The sequence below is a fragment of the Streptomyces camponoticapitis genome (genome assembly GCF_014646115.1).
GTDB lineage: Bacteria > Actinomycetota > Actinomycetes > Streptomycetales > Streptomycetaceae > Streptomyces > Streptomyces camponoticapitis.
Genome location: NZ_BMMV01000026.1, coordinates 33,595 through 54,043, shown reverse-complemented (window position 1 = coordinate 54,043; position 20,449 = coordinate 33,595). Strand labels below are relative to the sequence as shown.

At 69.6% G+C, this 20,449-nt stretch carries 18 protein-coding genes; 7 read left to right on the top strand and 11 right to left on the bottom strand.

What is annotated here, in order from left to right; all coding sequences use genetic code 11:
- Window positions 1-101: 101 nt before the first annotated feature.
- From IEY79_RS30560 to IEY79_RS30550, 3 genes are all read left to right on the top strand, one after another.
- Window positions 102-932 carry a DinB family protein gene (locus IEY79_RS30560; protein ID WP_229701249.1) on the top strand — a complete coding sequence of 277 codons (831 nt, stop codon included), beginning with the start codon at window positions 102-104 and terminating at the stop codon, window positions 930-932.
- 106 nt (window positions 933-1,038) lie between these two features.
- Complete coding sequence (locus tag IEY79_RS30555; protein ID WP_229701248.1) at window positions 1,039-1,710, top strand: hypothetical protein; 672 nt, start codon at window positions 1,039-1,041, stop codon at window positions 1,708-1,710.
- 159 nt (window positions 1,711-1,869) lie between these two features.
- Window positions 1,870-2,736, top strand: a complete 867-nt coding sequence (locus tag IEY79_RS30550) for an AraC family transcriptional regulator (RefSeq protein WP_189110883.1) — start codon at window positions 1,870-1,872, stop codon at window positions 2,734-2,736.
- Between the two features lie 121 nt (window positions 2,737-2,857).
- Here IEY79_RS30550 and IEY79_RS30545 read toward each other — a convergent pair whose 3' ends face one another.
- A complete protein-coding gene (locus tag IEY79_RS30545; RefSeq protein WP_189110882.1) occupies window positions 2,858-3,721 on the bottom strand; it encodes an NAD(P)-dependent oxidoreductase in 864 nt (287 codons plus the stop codon).
- Between the two features lie 316 nt (window positions 3,722-4,037).
- Here IEY79_RS30545 and IEY79_RS30540 point away from each other — a divergent pair, with 316 nt between their 5' ends.
- The 4 genes from IEY79_RS30540 to IEY79_RS30525 all read left to right on the top strand — a co-directional run bounded on the left by IEY79_RS30540 (window position 4,038) and on the right by IEY79_RS30525 (window position 9,124).
- Window positions 4,038-4,442 (top strand): PGPGW domain-containing protein, encoded by a 405-nt coding sequence (locus tag IEY79_RS30540; RefSeq protein WP_229701247.1) that lies wholly within the window; start codon window positions 4,038-4,040, stop codon window positions 4,440-4,442.
- A gap of 115 nt (window positions 4,443-4,557) precedes the next feature.
- A complete protein-coding gene (locus tag IEY79_RS30535) occupies window positions 4,558-6,531 on the top strand; it encodes an ABC transporter ATP-binding protein (protein ID WP_189110939.1) in 1,974 nt (657 codons plus the stop codon).
- Between the two features lie 304 nt (window positions 6,532-6,835).
- Window positions 6,836-8,386 carry a GMC family oxidoreductase gene (locus IEY79_RS30530; RefSeq protein WP_189110880.1) on the top strand — a complete coding sequence of 517 codons (1,551 nt, stop codon included), beginning with the start codon at window positions 6,836-6,838 and terminating at the stop codon, window positions 8,384-8,386.
- Between the two features lie 243 nt (window positions 8,387-8,629).
- Entirely contained in the window at window positions 8,630-9,124 is a 495-nt protein-coding gene (locus IEY79_RS30525; RefSeq protein ID WP_189110879.1) for a hypothetical protein, read from the top strand.
- A gap of 229 nt (window positions 9,125-9,353) precedes the next feature.
- On the opposite strand, the gene IEY79_RS30520 is transcribed toward IEY79_RS30525, so the two are convergent.
- The 10 genes from IEY79_RS30520 to IEY79_RS30475 all read right to left on the bottom strand — a co-directional run bounded on the left by IEY79_RS30520 (window position 9,354) and on the right by IEY79_RS30475 (window position 20,328).
- Entirely contained in the window at window positions 9,354-10,691 is a 1,338-nt protein-coding gene (locus IEY79_RS30520) for an ABC transporter substrate-binding protein (RefSeq protein WP_189110878.1), read from the bottom strand.
- The gene (locus IEY79_RS30515) at window positions 10,688-12,373 is read right to left on the bottom strand and encodes a glycoside hydrolase family 43 protein (protein ID WP_189110877.1); all 1,686 of its coding nucleotides are present in this window, start codon (window positions 12,371-12,373) and stop codon (window positions 10,688-10,690) included. Before IEY79_RS30515 ends, IEY79_RS30520 begins: the two co-directional genes overlap by 4 nt.
- Complete coding sequence (locus IEY79_RS30510; protein ID WP_189110876.1) at window positions 12,370-13,194, bottom strand: DUF6807 domain-containing protein; 825 nt, start codon at window positions 13,192-13,194, stop codon at window positions 12,370-12,372. Before IEY79_RS30510 ends, IEY79_RS30515 begins: the two co-directional genes overlap by 4 nt.
- Window positions 13,191-14,375 carry a Gfo/Idh/MocA family protein gene (locus IEY79_RS30505; protein WP_189110875.1) on the bottom strand — a complete coding sequence of 395 codons (1,185 nt, stop codon included), beginning with the start codon at window positions 14,373-14,375 and terminating at the stop codon, window positions 13,191-13,193. Before IEY79_RS30505 ends, IEY79_RS30510 begins: the two co-directional genes overlap by 4 nt.
- Window positions 14,372-15,283 carry a carbohydrate ABC transporter permease gene (locus tag IEY79_RS30500; RefSeq protein ID WP_373292661.1) on the bottom strand — a complete coding sequence of 304 codons (912 nt, stop codon included), beginning with the start codon at window positions 15,281-15,283 and terminating at the stop codon, window positions 14,372-14,374. The genes IEY79_RS30505 and IEY79_RS30500 overlap by 4 nt, the downstream gene beginning before the upstream one ends.
- Window positions 15,280-16,209: a carbohydrate ABC transporter permease gene (locus tag IEY79_RS30495; RefSeq protein WP_189110874.1), complete on the bottom strand. Its 930-nt coding sequence runs from the start codon at window positions 16,207-16,209 to the stop codon at window positions 15,280-15,282. Before IEY79_RS30495 ends, IEY79_RS30500 begins: the two co-directional genes overlap by 4 nt.
- A gap of 44 nt (window positions 16,210-16,253) precedes the next feature.
- On the bottom strand, window positions 16,254-18,017 hold the full coding sequence (gene araD / locus IEY79_RS30490) for an L-arabinonate dehydratase (protein WP_373292660.1): 1,764 nt from the start codon (window positions 18,015-18,017) through the stop codon (window positions 16,254-16,256).
- On the bottom strand, window positions 18,014-18,916 hold the full coding sequence (locus IEY79_RS30485) for a dihydrodipicolinate synthase family protein (RefSeq protein ID WP_189110873.1): 903 nt from the start codon (window positions 18,914-18,916) through the stop codon (window positions 18,014-18,016). The genes araD and IEY79_RS30485 overlap by 4 nt, the downstream gene beginning before the upstream one ends.
- A 32-nt stretch (window positions 18,917-18,948) precedes the next feature.
- Window positions 18,949-19,605 (bottom strand): GntR family transcriptional regulator, encoded by a 657-nt coding sequence (locus IEY79_RS30480; RefSeq protein ID WP_189110872.1) that lies wholly within the window; start codon window positions 19,603-19,605, stop codon window positions 18,949-18,951.
- A 240-nt stretch (window positions 19,606-19,845) separates the two neighbouring features.
- Window positions 19,846-20,328, bottom strand: a complete 483-nt coding sequence (locus IEY79_RS30475; protein WP_189110871.1) for a hypothetical protein — start codon at window positions 20,326-20,328, stop codon at window positions 19,846-19,848.
- Window positions 20,329-20,449: the final 121 nt, after the last annotated feature.

Here is a 20,449-nt window from a genome sequence, read left to right as displayed (position 1 = left end):
GCCCCACGCCGACGACCCGAGAGCACCGTCGCGCGGGATCCCGTGATCCCGTGATGGCCGTGGGTTGTGCCTGAAGGTGTGCGTGGAGTCCCTGTAGAGCCATGCTTGACGTGCCGCGCGAACATGCCCAACACCTCAGTTGGCTGCTCCACATCGAACGTCGTCGGCGCCGGGATGCCGGGTTGTCGGTGCTCGGACCTAGTATGCGGAGCATGACGCGGTACGTTGACGAGAACCTGCACGGTGCGGAGTTCCGAGAGTGCGATCTGAGCGGGACACGCCTGATCGGCGTCGTCATGCAGGATGCCGTGATCGACGGGCTCGTCACCAACCTCGTGGTGAACGGTGTCGAGGTCACCGAGTACGTCGAGGCAGAGCTCGACCGGCGTCATCCGGTGCGGGTGCTGATCCGCTCCGATGACCCTGCCGATCTGCGCGAGGCATCGCGCCGGCTCCACACCGCCTGGACCGCCACGATCGAGCGAATCCGGCGTACGCCCGGCATCGAGGGCCGCAGCGTGAACGACGAGTGGTCGGCGGTGCAGACGATGCGCCATCTGGTCTTCGTCCACGACTCGTGGTTCCGCCGCTGCTGCCTGGGATCGACTGAGCTGTTCACGCCGATGGGCATCGGTCCGACCGTCGAGCCCTACCGTGGAGCGCACGGGCTTGACCTCTCGCTCGATCCGGCCCTCGACGAGATCGTGAGCGTGCGTGACGCCCAGGCCGCCGAACTCGAGGCCTGGCTCGACGAGCTCACCGATGAGCGGCTCGCAGCGCGAGCGCCGGTGCCCGACGACGATGTCTGGCCGCCGTACGCCCGGGGCCGCCTGGTGCGGCAGTGCCTCGGCACGGTGCTCAACGAGACCTTCGAGCACCACCGCTTCTGCGTCCGCGACCTCGACCTGATCGAGGCACAGGACGCCGAGTAGAGCGGGCCGCGGACTCAGCATCTCGCGAATGCCGGCATCGCTGACCGTCTGCGCGGTGCCGAACTGCTGGGAGCATCCTTCCTGAGACGGCCCTTAGGGTGTGCGGATGGTCGAACGCGATGCGACGAAGACACCGGCGGTGCTGCCCGCCCACGCGATCGAGGTCGGGACCGGTCCGCTGGACAAGCCGGCGCGGAACTCGGTGGGCGGCTGGCCGTTCCTGGACGAGGCCCAGGAATGGCCCCTGTGTTTCTGCGGCGAGCGAATGGCCCTGTTCTTCCAACTCGACATCCCCCTGGACGTGGAGCACTTCGGCGGAGACCACCTCCTGGTCTTCCACTGCCGTACGCACAACGACGCATCCGATCCCAAGACGGCTGACGGCAGGCTCGTGCCCCGGTTCTGGGACGCTCCGCAGCCGCCCTACCCGCGTCCGTTCTGGCGCGTGCTGCTCCAGCGCCACGCGGCACTGCCGGCGGCAGAGAGCGAACCGTCCCTGTCCGGCCTGCCACTGACGCTGCGCTCTTTCGTGGACACGCCCGGCCCGTACGGGATCGGAGCGCAGACGTTCAAGGTCGGCGGCACCCCGTCCTGGGCGCAGGAACCTGAGCACTACACCTGCGCGTGCGGCGCCGATCTCGTCTACGTCTGCCAGGTGCCGGAAGGCATGGAATTCGACGACGAGAGCGACGGGCTGTTTCTCGGCAACGAGATCTACCTGCTGGCGTGCCCGAGCCACTGCGATCCGGCGGCGGTCTGGCCGGTGAACCAGAACTGACCCCCCGGCTTCGGCGGCCCGCACAGCCCGTCGGGCCGACCACCCGCCTCCCGGCCTTCCCCGCGCCTCGTGCACCCGACTTGATCGGGCACAGGATGTCGGGTCCGGCATGGCGGGTGCTGCCTAGCGTGGTGGGCGTCAAGAGGAAGGAGGCCGGGCATGCTGGAGCGGCTGAACCTGGCCATGGAGCACATCGAGCGCCATCTCGACCAGGAGGTCGAGGTGGAAGAGCTGGCACGTACCGCGGCGACTTCGGAGTACCACCTGCGCCGGATGTTCTCCGCGCTCGCGGGCATACCCCTGTCGGAGTACATCAGGCGCCGTCGGCTGACCCTCGCGGGGGCCGAAGTACTCGCGGGGCGCGAGACGCTGCTGGAGATCGCGGTGCGCTACGGCTACGGCTCCGGTGAGGCGTTCGCGCGGGCGTTCCGTGCCATGCACGGCATCGGACCGGGCGAGGCCCGGCGTACCGGCGCCGCGCTCAGCTCCCAGTCCCGGATGGCCTTCCGCCTCACCGTTGAAGGGAGTAGCAGTATGCGATACCGCGTTGTGGACAAGGCGGACTTCACCGTCGTCGGGTTCAAGGCCCGGGTGCCGCTGGTGCATGCGGGGCCGAACCAGGCGATCATCGACTTCGTCCGCGGGATCGACCCGGGGGCCCTGGAGCGCCTGGAGAAGCTGTCGGACCAGGAGCCGCACGGCATCGTCGCGGTCTGCGACGACCTGGACCCCGGCCGCGCCGAAGGCACCGAACTGGACTACCACCACGGCGTGATCACCTCCGTGGCCGCTCCCGAGGGCACGACCACGTTGGCCGTCCCGGCCGGCTCCTGGGCGGTCTTCACCACTTCCGGGCCGGCGCCGCGGGCCATCCAGGAGCTGTGGCGGGACGTCTTCACCGAGTGGTTCCCGTCGAACCCGTACCGCAGCCGCGTCGGTCCGGAGATCCTGCGCACCCGCCTGTCGCCGGACAAGACCGAGGCCGACGCCGAACTGTGGCTCCCGGTGGAGCCCGAACGCGGCTGAGCCAAGCAGCAAACCGGGGGGCAGGCGTGCATTCGCGCTTCGGTTGGCTCACCGGCCTCACCGGCCTCACCGCCCGCGCCTGACGGTTTCCTTCGCCGGGGGGCTTGGCCGGCTCTGCCGGTCAGGCCCCCGCTGTCCTCAGGTAGTCGACGGCCGCGAGGTCGTCCCGGTCGTGCCCGGCCGCGACGGCCGCGACGAGGCGGTCGCGGACCGCTTGGAGCAGAGGGCTGGGGGCGGCGGCCGTCGAGGCCAGGTCGAGGTCCTTGACGGCGAGTTGGACAGCGAATCCGGGTGCGTACGACGCTTCGTCCATGGCGGCGATCTTCTGCATCTCGTAGGGCATGGCGAGCGGGCCCGCCTCCAGCACCCGGACGAAGGTCGCGTGGTCGATCCCGAGCGCGTCGCACAGCGCGAGGACGTCGCTCATCGCGACCGTCGAGGCCGCCATCCAGGCGTTGACCGCGAGTTTGACGGCGCTTCCCTCGGTCCCCGTCCCCACGTGCAGTACGGACGAGCCGAGACCGTCGAGCACCGGACGCGCCCGGGCCAGGGCGTCCCGCCCGCCGGCGACGAGCCAGACGAGACGGCCCTGCCGGGCGGGAGCGGTGCTGCCCGATACCGGTGCGTCGAGGTAGTCGGCACCATGTTCGCGGGCCATCGCGGCGAGGGCACCCGCGCTCCGCGGGCCGACCGTGCTCGCCTGCACCCAGACGGCGCCGTCGTCCAGTCGGGTGATGGCGTCCGACATGACCGCCGACACCGCGTCGCCGTCACGGAGCACGGTGAGAACGACGGACGCACCGGAGACCGCGTCCCCCGCGGCGCGCACCGCCGTGACGCCGGGGGCGCCCTCCGCCGCCGCGCGGGCCCTTGCCTCCGTACGGTTCCACAGCCGCACCTCATGTCCGGTCTCGGAGAGCCGCGCCGCCATCGCGGAGCCGAGTGCGCCCGCTCCGAGGACCGCGACGGTGGTGGTGTCCGACATGAAGTGCTCCTTTTTCCGCCCAGCACATCTCCTGTCCATATTCCGGCGGGAACCCCAGTTTTTCCTGGCGACGGAACTTAGGTGATCGATGAGCACGCCGGTGCGAAATTGTGGACCGTCGGTATGTCTTTCGCCGATGACAGCCCGAATGGCGGTGCATTACGGCCGGACGGCAAAGGAGTAGGGGGACTACTACGATTACGATCGCCCCAGGGCACACCCGCAGGCCAGACACCTTACGAACAGCTCAGACATATGCGCGGGAATGACTCCGAGCGGTCCCCGTCTCGTCCGGGAGACCAGAAAGGTGAGTGAGGTGCCCAGACAAAGTGTTCTACGTCGAGCGCTCGCGCTCGTAGCAGGAGTCGCGCTGCTACTCATTGGTATCGCACTGCTCGTCCTGCCCGGTCCGGGCCTGCTTCTCGTACTCGCCGGGCTGCTGGTCCTTTCCCAGCAGTTCCCCGCCCTGGCTCGCTACGTCGACCCGGTACGGGAGCGCGCCATGCGCGCAGCAAGGGAGAGCGTCGCCTCGGCGATCCGGATCACGGGAGCCGCCCTCACCGCGGCGGCTCTGCTGGCCGCCGGTCTGCTCTGGGGCCTGATGCCTGAACTGCCCTTCGGTGGCTGGCCCACGGGTGCGGGGTTGATGCTGTCGAGTCTGCTCCTTGTCGCCCTGTTGGTGTACAGCTACCGCACGACGCGTGACCCGCGCCGCGGCTGACAGGTTGGGAGAGCTCGCCACAGCCGCTCCTGTCCCGTCCGTACTCCGAGCCCCCCGACACGGCAACGCGGCTTGACCTGAAGGTTGCTTGAGGTTCTACGGTCCTCCCATGAGTATGGAGTCCACAGCCTGGACGCAGTTGCACAACGTCATGAACGCCCGCCCTGAGCGCAGGCCCTTCGCCCGCGCCACCCTCCGGAGAATCGCCGGCTTCGCCCGGCCGCACCGCCGCCGCATCATCCAGTTCGTCCTGCTCGGGGTCGCCACCGCCCTGCTCGCGGTGGCGACTCCCGTCCTCGCGGGCCGCGTTGTCGACGCGATCGTGTCCGGCGGTGACGAGCGGCGCGTGGTCCAGCTCGCTCTGCTCATCGCGTTCATCGCCCTCGCGGAGGCCGGCCTCGGCCTCCTCGGCCGCCGGCTCTCCGCCACTCTCGGCGAGGGGCTGATCCTGGACCTGCGGATCGCCGTCTTCGACCACGTCCAGCGCATGCCCGTCGCCTTCTTCACCCGTACGCGCACCGGAGCCCTGGTCAGCCGGCTCAACAACGATGTGATCGGCGCACAGCGCGCCTTCAGCAACACACTCTCCGGTGTCGTCAGCAATGTGGTGACGCTGGTACTGACCCTCGCGGTGATGCTGACTCTCTCCTGGCGCATCACGCTCCTCGCGCTCGTCCTGCTGCCCGTGTTCGTGGTGCCCGCGCGCCGGATGGGCTCGCGCATGGCGAGGCTCCAGCGGGAGGCTGCCGACCTGAACGCGGCGATGGGCAATCGGATGACTGAGCGATTCTCGGCACCTGGCGCGACGCTGATCAAGCTGTTCGGGCGGCCTGCCGACGAGTCCGCCGAATTCGCGGCGCGGGCCCGCCGGGTACGGGACATCGGGATCCGTACGGCCATGGCGCAGTCCACGTTCATCACGGCCCTGACGCTCGTCTCCGCCCTGGCCCTGGCGCTCGTCTACGGGCTCGGCGGCTCCTACGCCCTGCGCGGCAGCCTCGACCCCGGCGCGGTGGTCGCGCTCTCCCTGCTTCTCGTACGCCTCTACGCGCCGCTGACCGCGCTCGCCGGCGCGCGCGTCGAGGTGATGAGCGCCCTCGTCAGCTTCGAGCGGGTCTTCGAGGTCCTCGCCCTCAAGCCCCTCATCGCGGAGCGACCCGATGCGCAGCGGGTTCCCGACGGGCCGGTTTCCGTCGAGTTCGACGCCGTACGCTTCGGTTATCCCTCAGCCGACAAGGTCTCCCTGGCCTCGCTGGAGGAGGTCGCCTCGCTCGACACCCGCGGCGGCGCCGAGGTCCTCCATGGCATCTCGTTCCGCGCTGAGCCCGGCCGGACGGTCGCCCTCGTGGGGACGTCCGGGGCGGGCAAGTCGACCATCGCGCAACTGCTCGCGCGGCTCTACGACACCGACGCGGGCGCCGTACGTATCGGCGGTGTCGACGTACGAGACCTGTCGGCCCAGTCCCTCCGTACCACGCTGGGCATGGTCACCCAGGACGGTCATCTCTTCCACGAGTCCATTCGCGCGAACCTGCTGCTCGCCCGGCCCGAGGCCACGGACGACGAGCTGTGGGACGTACTGCGCCGTGCCCGCCTCGACAGGCTCGTCCAGTCGCTGCCCGACGGGCTCGCCACCGTCGTCGGCGAGCGCGGCTACCGCCTCTCCGGCGGCGAACGCCAGCGCATGACGATCGCCCGGCTGCTCCTGGCCCGTCACCGTGTCGTGATCCTCGACGAAGCGACCGCGCATCTCGACAACACCTCTGAGGCCGCGGTGCAGGCGGCGCTCGCCGAAGCTCTGGAAGGCCGTACCGCCGTCGTGATCGCGCACCGTCTCTCCACCGTACGGGCCGCTGATCTGATTCTCGTGGTCGAGGACGGCCGCATCGCGGAACGGGGCACGCACGAAGAACTTCTGAGTGCGGAGGGGCGCTACGCGGAGCTGTACCGGACGCAGTTCGAGGACGGGGAGGCGGGCGGGCACCTCACGCCGGACCGGGATCCGGGCAACCTGGCGCCCCGTGATCTTCCGCCCTGTCCGGACCTCGGCGCGGGGGTGACCACAGGCGTCGCGCCTGCGGCCGGGTAGTACGGGCTGCGGCTGGGGTGAATTCCCGCCCGAAGAGGAGTGCCCCAGCCCCACTGGACAAACCGACGGGCCGTCACGAGGATCGAGGGCCGGGTCAGACAGGGCGATCCAGCTGAACCAGACAGCCGCTGAGACGAGTATCGCCACGTACGCGTTCTGCCCTGCTCCCACACATGCCCTCAATGAGGGCCAACTCGCATGAAGGGTAGGCATGTCCGGCATAACCAGATCAACATCACACGATCCGCGGGAGATTGTTCGTCAGGTACAGGCAGGCACGCTCAGTCGGCGGAGACTGCTCAAGATGTTCGGCGTGTCCGCGGCCTCGGCCGGGCTGCTGGCAGCGGGGCAGACAGCCTCCTCCGCGCACGGCCGCCGCTACGACTACGTCATCGTGGGAGCCGGCTCGGCCGGTTGTACGCTGGCCGCCCGATTACTGGCGGATTCGCGCGCGAGCGTGCTGCTGATCGAGGCGGGCGGCTCGAACGACCTGCCGGAGGTGCGTGATTTCACGAAGTCGGGCGCGCTGACCGCCCCCGGTTCCCCGCTCAACTGGCACTTCCAGTCGGAGCCGCAGCCTGCCCTGATGAACAGGCCCCAGTCATTCGTGTGCGGGAAGATCGCGGGTGGCAGCAGTTCCATCAACGGGATGGTGTGGGTCCGTGGCAATCCCGGCGACTACGACCACTGGGCCGCGCAGGGCGCCGAGGGCTGGGACTACGCGAGCGTGCGCCCCTCGCTGGACGCGTTGACGGGCCCGATCCGCCCGTCGGACCAGCTGACACGGCGCAACGCCCTGTCACGCGCCGGTCTGGAGGCCGCCGTCGACCTCGGGTACCGGTACAACCCCGACTACAACGGCGCCAGTCAGTTCGGCGCCGGATACACACAGCTCAATGTGCTCAACCGCGTCCGCCAGGACGCTTTCACCGCGTTCCTCGCGCCGTATCTCACCGATCCCCGGCTGACGGTCGTCACAGACGCCAATGTCACGCGGCTGACGTTCGACCGCCGGAACGCGATCGACCGCGTCGTCGTCGAGTCGGGCGATCGCGAATTCACAGTCAGGGCGGAGCGGGAGGTCATCGTCAGCACGGGCGCGGTGAACACCGCTCGCCTGCTTCAGCTGTCCGGCATCGGCGCCGCCGGCGACCTGGAACCGCACGGCATCGACGTCGTGATCGACCTGCCCGGTGTCGGTGCGAACCTGCACGATCACCTGATCTCCGTCGTATCGCGAGCGCTCATGGCTCCCGAGCCGGAGTCCCACATCACCGCCATGGACGTCAACGTCTTCACCGGCAGGGGCCGGGTGCCCGGCGCGCCCCGGTTCGAGTTCCAGACCTACTACTCGCGCGTCGGTTATCCGCCCGCTCCGGACGAGTCGATGTCGATCGGGGTGATGAACCTGCACCCGACCAGCCGTGGCTATGTCAAGTTGCGCTCGGCCGACCCGCACACCGCGCCCATCATCCAGCCGAACTTCCTGCGGACGCGAGAGGACCTGGAGAACTCCCTGGAGGGCTTCGAACTCTCCCTGGAGCTGATCAACGCCAAGCGACTCCGCAAGTGGGTGAAGGACGAGAACGTCGTGCCCGACACACCCGTCAGGACCAGAAGGGAGAGGATCGCCGCGCTGCGTGCCTTCTCCCAGTCCGACTTCCACACGGTGGGCACCTGCCGCATGGGCACCGACGCTCTCGCCGTCGTCGATCCCCAGCTGCGTGTGCGCGGAGTCAGTGGTCTGCGCCTGGCCAGCGCCGCGATAATGCCGAGCATCACCTCGGGCAACACGAACGCCCCGTCGATGATGATCGGCGACCGTTGCGGAAGGCTCGTTCTGGGCCGCGGGTGACTGGGTTGAAGCTGTCACGGGTTCGCCCGGCGATCTCGGCGGGGCGGAGCAGGTCCCGTACCCGATCCGCCATCTGCCGCGCGGTACACGGTCACGGTCTCGCGTAACGGCGTGTCGGGCCCCGACGCAGGACGCGGGGCCCGGCACCCGGCCGTGGTCGTCCGCGTTTCCTCGCGGTGCAGGGCATGAGCGGGTGGCCGACCATCGAAGGAGACCGCCAAGGACCGCCGGGAAGGGACCCGCATGTACAGCGACAAACTCGGGATCTATCTGAATGATCACCTGGCCGGTGCCACCTTCGGCATCGGGATCGCACGGCGCATGGCCCACCAGCACCGCCACTCGGCACGCGGCGCGGACCTGGCGCGCATCGCCGAGGAGATCGCCCAGGACCGGGAGACCCTGCTCCAGATCATGGACTCGCTGGGCGTACCCGCCCGCCGCTACAAGATCTACGGCGGCTGGGCGGCCGAGAGGCTCGGGCGCCTCAAACCGAACGGTGTCCTGTACCGGCGCTCCGGGCTGAGCACGTTCGTCGAACTGGAGACCCTGCGGCTGGGAGTCGAGGGGAAGACCCTCATCTGGCGCACGCTGCTCGTGGTGGCCACGAAGGGGGGCCAACTGGACGAATCCCAGTTGCGGAGCCTGCTGGACCGGGCGCGGGAACAGATCGACACGCTGGAGGCAATGCGGATCACGGTGGCGGCGGCGCTCTTCTCGGACCGAGGAGAGCGGTGACTTCCGACAGCCTGTGGGACCGAGCGGCCACCGTCGTCGCCCGCGGGGAGTAACGGACCGTTCGATCCCCTGGTGGCGGGGCGCGGCCTCAGCAGGGGCTGTCGCAGTCGCCGGCGATACGCGGCGTGCGCCGGCGACTGCGAGCGGGAGCGGATGTCGTACGGCATCACGTCCGCGAGTGGTGGGACCGGCCGGGGGGCCGGTCCGCTGCGGCGCCCGGCGGCCGGGGTCAGCCGTTGCCCCGCTCCTTCCACTCCGCCTGCGCCGCGTTCAGCTCGCCGGCGAGTTTGTCGAGGAACGCCTTGGCCGTGACCTTGCCGAGCAGCAGTTTCTGGAACTCCGGCTCGTTGTCGGCCTTGCTGATGTTGTTCCAGTCGGGCAGGTAGTAGGGCAGCTCCACGATCTTGGTGGAACCGTCGGTGAGGGACTTCGCGGCGAGCGCGGTCGGCTCGGTCGCGCTGATCCAGGGGTCCCGCGCCGCCTCGGTGTTGGCGGGGATGGCGCCGGCCGACTCGTTCCACTTGCTGTTGGACGCGTGGGAGGCGGCGAATTCGATGAACTTCCAGGCCGCCGTCTTGTTCTCGCTCGACTTGAACAGGCCCAGGCCGTCGACCGGGTTGGACACCTGCACCCGGGTGCCGCCGTCACCGATCGGGTTCGGGATACCGGCGAACTTGTCCTTGCCCAGGGCCTTCAGATGGTCCTGGTACGAGCCGAGGTTGTGGCTCAGCATGCCGATGGTGCCGGTGTCCCACTGGGCGACCATCTTGGTGAAGTCGTTGTTGACGTCCGCGGCGGGCGTCGTCTTCTTGAAGAGGGCGGTGTACTTCTCCAGCGCCGCCACGTTCTTCGGGTCGTTGAGGGTCGTCCTGTCGCCGTCCCAGAAGTCCGTGATGCCGGACTGGCCGTACGCCGCGTCGATGGCAGGCGCTATGGAGCCGGCGCCGCCCCGGATGGTGAAGCCGAACTTGTTGTTGTCGGCGTCGGTCAGCTTGTCGGCGGCCTCGTAGAACTTCGCCCAGGTGTCGGGCGTGTCCAGGCCCGCCGCCTCGAAGAGGTCGGTGCGGTACCAGAGCGCGCCGTTGTTGGCGGAGGTCGGCACGGAGTAGATCTCCTCGCCCCGGCCACCCGCGTCCTTGACGCTCTCGACCATGGCCTCGACGAGCTTGCCGTTCAGCGCCGAGTCCTTGATCCGGTCGCCGACCGGCTCCAGGGCCTCCTGCGAGACCATGTTGGAGAGGTACGCGGTGCCGACGCCGCCGACGTCGGGCAGACCGCCGCCCGCGATCGCGGTGTCGTACTTGGACTGGACGTCGGCGATCGGGATCGGGACGTACTTGACCTTGATGTCGGGGTTCTTCGCCTCGAAGTCCTTGATGATCTCGGTCCAGACGGCGGTGCGCGGACCGCCGTTGTTGTCCCAGAAGGTGATCTCGCCCTTGCCGCTGCCCTCGGTACCGGAGCCGCCGCTGCCGTCGTCACCGCATGCGGTGGCCGTCAGGGCGAGCACGGCGGCGACGGACACCGTTGCCACGGTCCGCCCCCGGTACGTCTTCGAGTTCTTCATGATCGGCTCATCTCTCGGTTCGGTGGCTGGTGCGGGTGTGTGGTGCTCCGTGCGTCCTGCGTGGGGGCCTGGGTGGTGGGCGACCGGTATCCGGCCCCGGTGGCGCGGAAGGCGGTGAAGTCGGCGGTGCCCGCGGAGCCGCGGCCCTCCGGCGCGGTGGCGAAGAGGCCGAGCAGGGCGCCGACCCAGCGCCAGGGAGTGGCCGCGAAGACCTGGCCCGAGGGGCGGAATCCGGTGCCGTCCCCGGAGTCGGCGGCGAAGTGGCAGCGGGCGCCGGGAGTGACCTCGATCCGCAGCCGGGCCCGCCCTTCCGGTGCGGGGCGCGCGTGTGCGGCGTCCCGTTCGTGTTCCGCGACGCTCTCGGCGTAACGGTGGACGAGTCGTACGGCTCCGTCGCCGCCGCGTTCGAGGCCGAGCCAGCTGAACGCGTCGCCGAGGACGGCGAGTCCGGCCTTGGCGCCCGGCTCGGTGCTGTTCAGGGCCATGCCCACCTCGACGGTGAACGTCTCGGCAGGCAGCCGCTGGACCAGGACGTTGGGCAGGGCCCGCAGATCGTGCGCGTAGGGGGTGCGCACACAGGTCAGCCGCAGTCCGTCCGCGGCGTGCTCGACCGTCCAGCCGGGGCGGGGGACGGCCGTCCACTGCCACTGCTTTCCGTACCGCCCGCCGGGGAAGTCGTCGTCGGTGGCGGGCGCTTCGACGGGTCCGGCGGGGGCCGTCGGTTTGGTGTGTACGCGAACGGGCTCGCCCTCGTCACCGAGGACGGGCCAGCCGGTGCGGTCGTCCCAGCGCATGGGCTGAAGGTGGACCACCCTGCCGTACGGCCCCCGGTCCTGGAAGTGCAGGAACCAGTCCTCGCCCTCGGGGGTCCTGACCCAGCCCCCCTGGTGCGGCCCGTTGACGTCGGTGCTGCCCTGCGCGAGAACGACACGCTCCTCGTACGGGCCGGAGAAGTTCCGCGACCGGAAGGCGCCCTGCCAGCCGGTGGCCACTCCCCCGGCGGGTGCGAGGATCCAGAAGTAGCCGTCGTGCCGGTAGAGCTTGGGGCCTTCGAGGGTGAACCAGCCGGGGATCAGGTCGGCGTCGACCAGTGTCCTGCCGTCGTCGAGCAGTTCGCGGCCGTCGGGGCTCATCCGGTGGCCGGTGAGCCGGTTCTTCACGCCGGAGCGGGATTTGGCCCAGGCGTGCACCAGATACGCCTCGCCGGTCTCCTCGTCCCACAGCGGGCAGGCGTCGATCAGGCCCTTGCCGGCCTTCAGCAGGTGCGGGGCGCTCCACGGGCCCCTGATACTCGGTGCGTTGATCTGCTGGACGCCGTGGTCGGGGTCGCCCCAGAAGATCCAGAACCGCCCGGCATGGTGTCTGATCGAGGGCGCCCACACCCCTCGGTCGTGGCGCGGCACGGCGAAGTCGGCGGCCGGCTCGGGGCGTTCGAGGGCATGGCCGATGAGGGTCCAGTTGACGAGGTCCCCGGAGTGCAGCAGGGGCAGTCCGGGGACCCGGCCGAAGCTGGAGGCGGTGAGGTAGTAGTCGTCGCCGACCCGCACGACGTCCGGGTCCGACCAGTCCGCGTTCAGCACCGGGTTGCGGTAGGTGCCGTCGCCGAGGTCGGCGGTCCAGGGTCTGGCTCCCGCACCGGTGGTGGCGGTGGCCGGGTTCTCGTGACCCGCGTGTCCGTTCATACCGGCACCGCCTCATGGGCGTACGCGGCTGCCGTGTCCCGGTCGAGCCGCCCGTCGGCGACAACGGTGACCACGCGGCGTACGGCGCTGTCGCCGGGGGGAACCGGGAGCCGTTCGGCGGCGGCCAGGGAGGACCCGACTCCGGGATACTCGGCGGTCCGCACGAACCACGGATCGTGCCGGGTCTCCTCGGTGGCTCCCACGAAGACCAGCGTCCAGCCGTCACCGGTGAGCGCCAGCCAGTCGGCGGTGCTTCCGTGCACCGCCTCCTCACCCTCCAGAGTGCCGGTGAAGACGGCGGGCACCACGGGCTCCTTGGGAGCGCGCCAGAAGAAGCCCCCGTACCCCGCGCCGGCGCGGCCGTTGGTGGCGGGGCTGCCGACGGAGATTTCGCCGGGCCCGTGGTTGGTGAGCGAGAAGGTGAAGTCCAGCGCCCAGGCGGAGCCGGAGAGCGGGCTGACGGCGACCGCGCGGTGTTCGCGCAGCAGTTCGGCGCCGCCCGCCTGCCAGCTCAGCTCCTCGGCGAAGCCGTTGTCGTAGCGGTACTTCCAGTTCAGGTGGAGCTGCACACCGTGGTTGTCGAGTGCGGTGGGTCCCCGGTCGCGTACGTAGGTGCGTCCTCCCCAGAAGTTGTGTCCGGCCACATCGGGGACGGCGACGGAGACCCCGAAGTGATGGAGGTGGTCGGCGGGCCGTTCCTCGGTGACCGGAACGCCCGCGAGCGTGGTGACCGGGTGCAGATACGGGCGCCCCGCGAGCCCGTCCCCCGGGCCGTAGTGGGCGACGGTGCGTCCCGCGCAGCTCAGCAGTGCGGTGGTCATGGTGTGCTCACCTCTCTGGGCCGTGCCCAGGGGGCGCCGAGTTCGGAGTAGAGGGTGAGGGTGTCGGCCCCGGCGGCCACCATGCCGTCGATGCCGCGCACGACGCGCCGTACGCCGGTACCGGCCGCGGCCGGTTCGGTGTACCAGGCGTCGGCGGGCAGGGCGGTGGGCTCGGGGGCGGTCCGCACGGCTTCCACCACCCGCATGAAGGCGCCGGTGCGGTGCGGCGGTACCAGCAACTCGGCGCCGCCCGCGAGGTGTTCGACCAGGTTCTCCAGCAGGTCGGTCCGTCCGTGGACGGTCTCTTCCGGGCCGTGCCCGGCGCGCTGCACGAGCACGCGGTCCTGCTTGTACCAGAAGGTGATCCGGCCGCGGTCGCCGTGCACGATGACGTACGGCTCCCCCGCCCGTTCGGCGCACAGGGTGACGGCGGCGGTGACGGGCAGCCCGCCGGTGGTGGTGATCCGTACGGACGAGGTGTCGTCGGCCTCGATGTCGTGGGCGCGGAACAGCTCGGTCTCGACGCTCGCCACGTCTTCGGCGGCTCCGGCGCCGGCGAGTTCCAGCGCGGTGGCGACGGCGTGCGCGAGGGGGTTGGTGAGTACGCCGTCCACGACGTCGATCCCGCCGAGCCTGCGTCGGCCGGCCCAGGGCGCACGCCGGTAGTACGCGTCGTCGCGTACCCAGGCCCCGGCCGCGCCGATGCCGCGTACGGCTCCGACGGCGCCGGAGCGCACGAGTTCCCGTACGGCGGGCACGGCGTGCGACCCGAGGGACTGGAAGCCGATCTGGCAGGCAGTGCCCGCCTCCCGCACACCGTCGGCCATCCGCAGGTAGTCGGCGAACGTCGCGGCGGGCGGTTTCTCCAGCAGGAGGTGGACTCCGCGCGCGGCGGCGGTCAGGGCCAGCTCGGTGTGGGTCTGGATCGGGGTGCAGATGACCGCCGCCCGGGCTCCGGTCGTGTCGAGGAGCGACCCGAGGTCGGGGGACTGCGCTGGAGGTTCACCGGGCAGGCCGGACAGCTCCTCGGCACTGAGCGGGTGCAGCTCGCAGATTCCGACGAGCCGGACGAGGCCCAGGTGCTGGAGACGGCGGATGTTGGCGAGGTGCTGGTGGCCGTGGCCACGCGCGCCGGCGAGCACCAGCGGGAGGGGGGCGGAGTTCCGCCGCTCGGCCGTCATCCCTTCACCGCGCCCGCGCTGAAGCCGGTGATGAGCCACTTCTGGATGAAGGCGAAAACGATCACCACGGGTACCGCGGCGATGACACCACCCGCAGCCAGGGCGCCGAGGTCGACGCTGTCGGCGCCGATGAGGGTGTTGAGGCCGACCGGGATCGTCTGCTTGTCCTGTTCGCTGAGGAACATCAGGGCGAACAGGAAGTGGTTCCAGCTGTGCACGAAGGCGAAGGAGCCGACGGCTATCAGTCCGGGGCGCAGCAGCGGCAGGACCACCGCGCGGAACGCGTGGAAGCGTGAGCAGCCGTCGACCCAGGCGGCCTCTTCGAGGGTGACGGGCACGTTCTTGATGAAGCCGCTGATCAAGATGATGGACAGGGGCAGTTGGAAGACGGTCTCCGCGATGATGACGCTGCCCAGGGAGTTGATCATCTGGAGGTTCTTGAAGATCTCGAAGAGCGGGACGAGCATCAGCGCGCCTGGGATGAACTGCGAGCAGAGCAGCGCCAGCATGAAGAGGTTCTTGATCTTGAAGTCGAAGCGGGCCAGGGCGTAACCGCCGGCCAGGGCGACCAGGGTGGTGGCGAGCAGCGTGCACACGCCGACGATCATGCTGTTCTGGAAGAACAGGGCGAAACTGCGCTCGTTCCAGACCTTCGAGAAGTGCTCGCCGGTCATCGGCCACGGGACGAGTGAGGTGGACCCGGCAGGGCGTACGGCGAAGAGGAACATCCAGTAGAACGGGACGAGCGTGAAGACCAGGTAGATCCCGAGGGGCAGATAGATCTGCCAGCGTGGTGGCTCGTCGAAGGACCGCTCACGGCCGCGGCGGACGGGGGCGGGCGGCGGCGCGTCGTGCGCGAGGGCCCCTGGCAGGCCGTCGCCGCGGTGCGTGGCGAGTGCGGCAGTCACTTGTGGTCGCCTCCGAACTTGCTCAGGCGCAGATAGACGATCGAGCAGAAGAGGAGGATCACGAAGGCGACGGTGGTGAGCGCGGAGGCGTAGCCGAAGTCGTGGCCCTCGATACCGGTGTTGGCGACATAGAGGGGCAGGGTCGTGGTCACGCCGGCCGGTCCGCCGCCGGTGAGGGTGTAAAGCAGGTCGACGTTGTTGAACTCCCAGACCGCGCGCAGCAGGGTGGACAGGATGATCGCGTCCCGTAGGTGCGGCAGGGTGATGGAGAAGAACTGGCGTATTCGCCCGGCGCCGTCGACGGCCGCCGCCTCGTACAGCTCCTTCGACACCGACTGGAGGTCGGCGAGGATGAGGATGGCGAAGAAGGGGACACCGCGCCAGAGTTCGGCGACGGTCGCGGCCCAGAAGACCGTGCCGGTGTCGGAGAGCACCGAGGTGCCGTAGTCGCCGATCCCGGCGTCCGCGAGGTAACGGCTGAAGCCGGTGGAGGAGTTGTAGAGCAGGATCCAGATGGTGCTGGTCAGCACGCCGGAGACGGCCCACGGGGAGAACACCATGGCGCGGGAGACGCCGCGGCCGATGAAGGACTGGTTGACGATCAGCGCGAGGGCGAGTCCGAGCAGGAGTTGCAGGGAGACCTGCGTGACGACCCACTGGGCGCTGAAGCCGAGTGTCGTCCAGAACTGGTCGTCCTCGGTGAAGATCCGGGTGAAGTTGTCGAGTCCGGCGAAGCCGTTCCGCCACGGCTTGGTGACGTTGTAGTTCTGAAGGCTGTAGTAGAAGACGCTGGCCACCGGGTAGGCGATGAATCCCAGCATCAGCAGCACCGCCGGTGCGATCAGCAGGTACGGCAGTGTGCGGGGGTTCGCCGAGCGGCGTCTGGGCACCTTGGGCTCTTTGGCCACGGCTGCGGTTTGGGCCATGACGCGTCTCCGATCTCTGTTCTCCGTGCGCCGGGCGGCGCTGTTCAGCCCACGTACGGGTCGGGTGCCGCTCCGGGCCTGGCCAGGAAGGCGAAGTCGCACCCGGTGTCGGCCTGGGTGATCTGGTCCTCGTAGAGGGCGCCGTAACCGCGCCGGTAACGGGCGGGCGGTGGAGTCCACTTGGTCCGGCGGCGCGTCAACTCCTCGTCGCTGACGTGGAGATGGAGGCTGCGCGCATCGACGTCGAGGGTGATCAGGTCCCCGTCGCGGACGAGGGCGAGGGGGCCGCCGACGTACGACTCGGGGGCGATGTGCAGGACGCACGCGCCGTAACTGGTGCCGCTCATACGGGCGTCGGAGAGCCGGACCATGTCCCGTACGCCCTGCTTCAGCAGGTAGTCGGGGATGGGGAGCATGCCGTACTCGGGCATGCCGGGGCCGCCTTTGGGGCCGGCGTTGCGCAGGACCAGCACATGGTCCGCGGTGAGAGCCAGTGCCGGGTCGTTGATGGTGCGCTGCATCTCGCGGTAGTCGTCGAAGACGACGGCCGGGCCGGTGTGGTGCAGCAGGTGCGGTTCGGCGGCGATGTGCTTGATGACGGCGCCGTCGGGACAGATGTTGCCGCGCAGTACGGCGACGCCGCCCTCCTGCGCGAGGGGCTTGGCGCGCTCCCGTATGACGTCGGTGTTGTGCACGACCGCTCCGGCGAGCTGTTCGCGCAGGGTGGTGTGCGCGACGGTGGGCCGGTCCAGGTGGAGCACGTCGGTGAGCCGGGTCAGGAAACCGGGCAGTCCTCCGGCGAAGTGGAAGTCCTCCATCAAGTACTGCCCGCCGGGACGGAGGTTGGCGAGTACGGGCACGGTGCGGGCGACACGGTCGAAGTCGTCGAGAGTCAGCGTGATCCCCGAGCGCCCCGCCATCGCGATCAGATGGATGACGGCGTTGGTGGAACCGCCGAGCGCCAGGACGGTGGCGACGGCGTCCTCGTACGCCTCGGCCGTGAGGATCTTCGACAGGGTCAGCCGCCGCCACACCAGGTCCACGATCAGCCGCCCGGACTCGGCCGCCATGCGGTCGTGGCCGGAGTCGACGGCCGGGATGGACGAGGCCCCGGGCACGGTGACACCGAGGGCCTCGGCAGCGGCCGTCAGGGTCGAGGCGGTGCCCATGGTCATGCAGTGGCCGGGTGAGCGGGCGAGCCCGTTCTCCAGCTCCGCCATCTCGCAGTCGCCGATCAGTCCGGCGCGCTTGTCGTCCCAGTACTTCCACATGTCCGTGCCGGATCCGAGGACTTCGTCGCGCCAGTGTCCGGGCAGCATCGGTCCGGCCGGCACGAAGACGGCGGGCAGATCGAAGGAGGCGGCGCCCATCAGCAGGGCGGGAGTGGACTTGTCGCAGCCGCCCATCAGGACGGCGCCGTCGACGGGGTAGGAGCGGAGCAGTTCCTCGGTCTCCATCGCCAGCATGTTGCGGTAGAGCATGGGGGTCGGCTTCTGGAACGTCTCGGAGAGCGTCGACACCGGGAATTCCAGGGGGAATCCGCCCGCCTGCCAGACACCGCGCTTGACCGCCTGGGCGCGGTCGCGCAGATGGACATGGCACGGGTTGATGTCGGACCAGGTGTTGAGGATCGCGATGACCGGCTTGCCGAGGTGTTCCTCGGGGAGGTAGCCGAGCTGGCGGGTGCGGGCGCGGTGGCTGAAGGAGCGCAGGCCGTCCGTCCCGTACCACCGGTGGCTGCGCAGGTCCTCGGAGGTCAGGCGGCTGTCGGGGGTGGCGTGTTCACCCGGTCCTCCGGGGGCGGTCACAGGGACCACCCCGCTATCTGTTCCGCGACCTCGGCGCGGCGCGACTCGGGCAGGGCGCTGCTCGGCGGACGGACGTCACGCCGGCAGAGTCCGAGCGCGGCCAGGGCCTCCTTGACGACCGTCACGTTGTCGGCGGACTGGCCCTCCGCGCGCAGCTCCTCGAAGCGGCGGATCTGGTCCCAGACCTTCATCGCCGCCGGGTAGTCGCCGGCCCGCAGGGCTTCGAGCATGGCGATCGAGACGCCGGGGGCGACATTGACCAGGCCCGAGGTGAACCCGGTGGCACCGCTCGCGAAGTACGAGGGCGCGTACAGCTCGGCGAGCCCGGCGATCCAGACGAACCGCTCCAGGCCCGCGTCGCGGGCGAAGGCCCCGAACCGGGCGGCGTCCGGGACGGCGTACTTGACGCCGATGACGTTGGGACAGACGTCCGCGAGGGCGGCGAGCCGGCCACCGCCGAGGGCCGGGTTGCGGATGTAGGGCACGACGCCGAGTCCGGGGACGGCCTCGGCGATGGCCCGGTGGTAGTCGATCCAGCCGTCCTGCGAGACGTACGGGTGTACGGGCTGGTGCACCATCACCATTTCGGCGCCGGCGTCCCTGGCGTGTTCGGCGGCGGCGATCGCGGTCGGCACGTCGTGCCCGACACCGACCAGGACGGCGGCCCGGCCGGCGGCCTCGGCCATGGTCAGCTCCGTGACGAGCCGCCGCTCGTCGGGGGTGAGGGCGTAGAACTCGCCGGTGTTGCCGTTCGGGGTCAGGACCCGTACGCCGCCGTCCAGCAACCTGCGCAGCAGGGCGCGGTACGTGCCGGTGTCGACGGTGCCGTCCTCGGCGAAGGGGGTCACCGGGATCGCCACGACATCCGCGAGGACCGCTGTCAGCGGTGAGAAGTCCATGCGGCCAGACCTTTCGTCGGTGTGCTGGTGGTTCACGACGCGTCACCCCCGTCGCCGTCGTCGGGGAACGCACGCCGGACGAACGACGCGATGTGGTCGTGCAGGGCCGCGGCGGCGGCCGTCGCGTCCCCGTCGAGCGCGAGCCGCAGAATCTCCCGGTGCTCGGCCGCTTCCCGCTCCCAGGTCGGGATGGCAGCCCAGGCGACGGTCGACACGAGGGCGGCCTGGTCGCGGATCTCGTCCAGCATCCGGCCGAGCAGCGGGTTGCCGCAGGACAGATAGAGCGCCCGGTGGAAGTCCCGGTTGGCGAGCGATCTGTCGGCCTTGTCCGCCGCCGAGTCGGCCCGCTCCAGGGCCTCGCGCGCCGCTTCGAGCGACGCCTCGCGGGCGATGGACCGGCGCAGCGCCTCCGGTTCGAGCAGCAGGCGCACGTCGTACACCTCGCGCGCCATCGTCGCGTCGACCATCCGCACGACAGCGCCCTTGTACTGGCTCATGACGACGAGCCCGGTACCGGCCAGGGTCTTCAGCGCCTCGCGCACCGGTGTCTTCGACACACCGAACTGGGCGGCGAGTTCGGCCTCGACGAGAGCCTGTCCTGGCAGCAGCCGGGCGGTGAGGATCGCGTGCTTGATCGCCTCCAGCACGTACTGGGTGCGGGACGGGATGGGGGTGGGCGCAAAGGTCATGGGTGAAGGGCTCTCACATCTCGCATCGCGTCTCATATATGACGTACGAAGTACGACGCGGAGAAAGCTAGAGCGGTGGCAATGTTTCGTCAATGCTTCGGGCGGAAGTCGTCACCGGGACTTGTGCGGGACGTGTCCGGCGCGCGTCGAGGGCCGCCCACGTGCCCGGGCCCGGACCCTGCCAACGCGTGTCGGTGGGGGGCGGCTCCTGCCGCCCCCCACTCGTCATTCGTCGTTCCGCTACTCGGTGCGTTCCCTGGGGGAGAAGTATCTGTTCGCCGTCGGCAGGAACATCAACAGGACGGCACCGGCCACCAGGAAGACCGGACTGACGCTGATGAAAAGGTCGTAGATGACGTCAGTTGAGGTCTTCTTGTCGAATTCACTCATGCTCATGCTGTTGAAAAGGAAGAACATGACAAGAGCGGCGACAGCGGCGACGGCGTTCCGCGCCCACTTCCGGCCCTGACGCATCTGGAAAACGAGGAAAAGGAACAGGGAGCTGGTGAGAACCAAGAATCCGCCGGACATGGCGGCTTGCTGGATCGCTTGGCTCTCACCCATCTCGTCACGCATTTCGTCGAGCCCGGACGGAGAGAGGACGAACGTGTCCAGCACCCATACGAGGGCGTCCACGGAAATCGCCGCGAGCAACAGCAGGAATGCGGTCTCCACCTCCCTGGGGCGTGCTCTCCGCTTGGCCGTTCCCGGGTTCGTCGTCACTCTTGTCTCCTCTGGTAGCCGATACTCCCAGAGGAGACGTCCAACTCGACCGCGTAGTTGGCCTCGTGGATGTGAAGACTTCCGCACCGGACCGGAAGCCACCGCCCGGAAATCCCGGCGC

Coding starts and splice junctions, on each gene's coding strand:
- IEY79_RS30560 (WP_229701249.1), top strand. CDS start 102: ATGCTTGACGTGCCGCGCGAACATGCCCAACACCTCAGTTGGCTGCTC.
- IEY79_RS30555 (WP_229701248.1), top strand. CDS start 1,039: ATGGTCGAACGCGATGCGACGAAGACACCGGCGGTGCTGCCCGCCCAC.
- IEY79_RS30550 (WP_189110883.1), top strand. CDS start 1,870: ATGCTGGAGCGGCTGAACCTGGCCATGGAGCACATCGAGCGCCATCTC.
- IEY79_RS30545 (WP_189110882.1), bottom strand. CDS start 3,721: ATGTCGGACACCACCACCGTCGCGGTCCTCGGAGCGGGCGCACTCGGC.
- IEY79_RS30535 (WP_189110939.1), top strand. CDS start 4,558: ATGGAGTCCACAGCCTGGACGCAGTTGCACAACGTCATGAACGCCCGC.
- IEY79_RS30530 (WP_189110880.1), top strand. CDS start 6,836: ATGTTCGGCGTGTCCGCGGCCTCGGCCGGGCTGCTGGCAGCGGGGCAG.
- IEY79_RS30525 (WP_189110879.1), top strand. CDS start 8,630: ATGTACAGCGACAAACTCGGGATCTATCTGAATGATCACCTGGCCGGT.
- IEY79_RS30520 (WP_189110878.1), bottom strand. CDS start 10,691: ATGAAGAACTCGAAGACGTACCGGGGGCGGACCGTGGCAACGGTGTCC.
- IEY79_RS30515 (WP_189110877.1), bottom strand. CDS start 12,373: ATGAACGGACACGCGGGTCACGAGAACCCGGCCACCGCCACCACCGGT.
- IEY79_RS30510 (WP_189110876.1), bottom strand. CDS start 13,194: ATGACCACCGCACTGCTGAGCTGCGCGGGACGCACCGTCGCCCACTAC.
- IEY79_RS30505 (WP_189110875.1), bottom strand. CDS start 14,375: ATGACGGCCGAGCGGCGGAACTCCGCCCCCCTCCCGCTGGTGCTCGCC.
- IEY79_RS30495 (WP_189110874.1), bottom strand. CDS start 16,209: ATGGCCCAAACCGCAGCCGTGGCCAAAGAGCCCAAGGTGCCCAGACGC.
- IEY79_RS30485 (WP_189110873.1), bottom strand. CDS start 18,916: ATGGACTTCTCACCGCTGACAGCGGTCCTCGCGGATGTCGTGGCGATC.
- IEY79_RS30480 (WP_189110872.1), bottom strand. CDS start 19,605: ATGACCTTTGCGCCCACCCCCATCCCGTCCCGCACCCAGTACGTGCTG.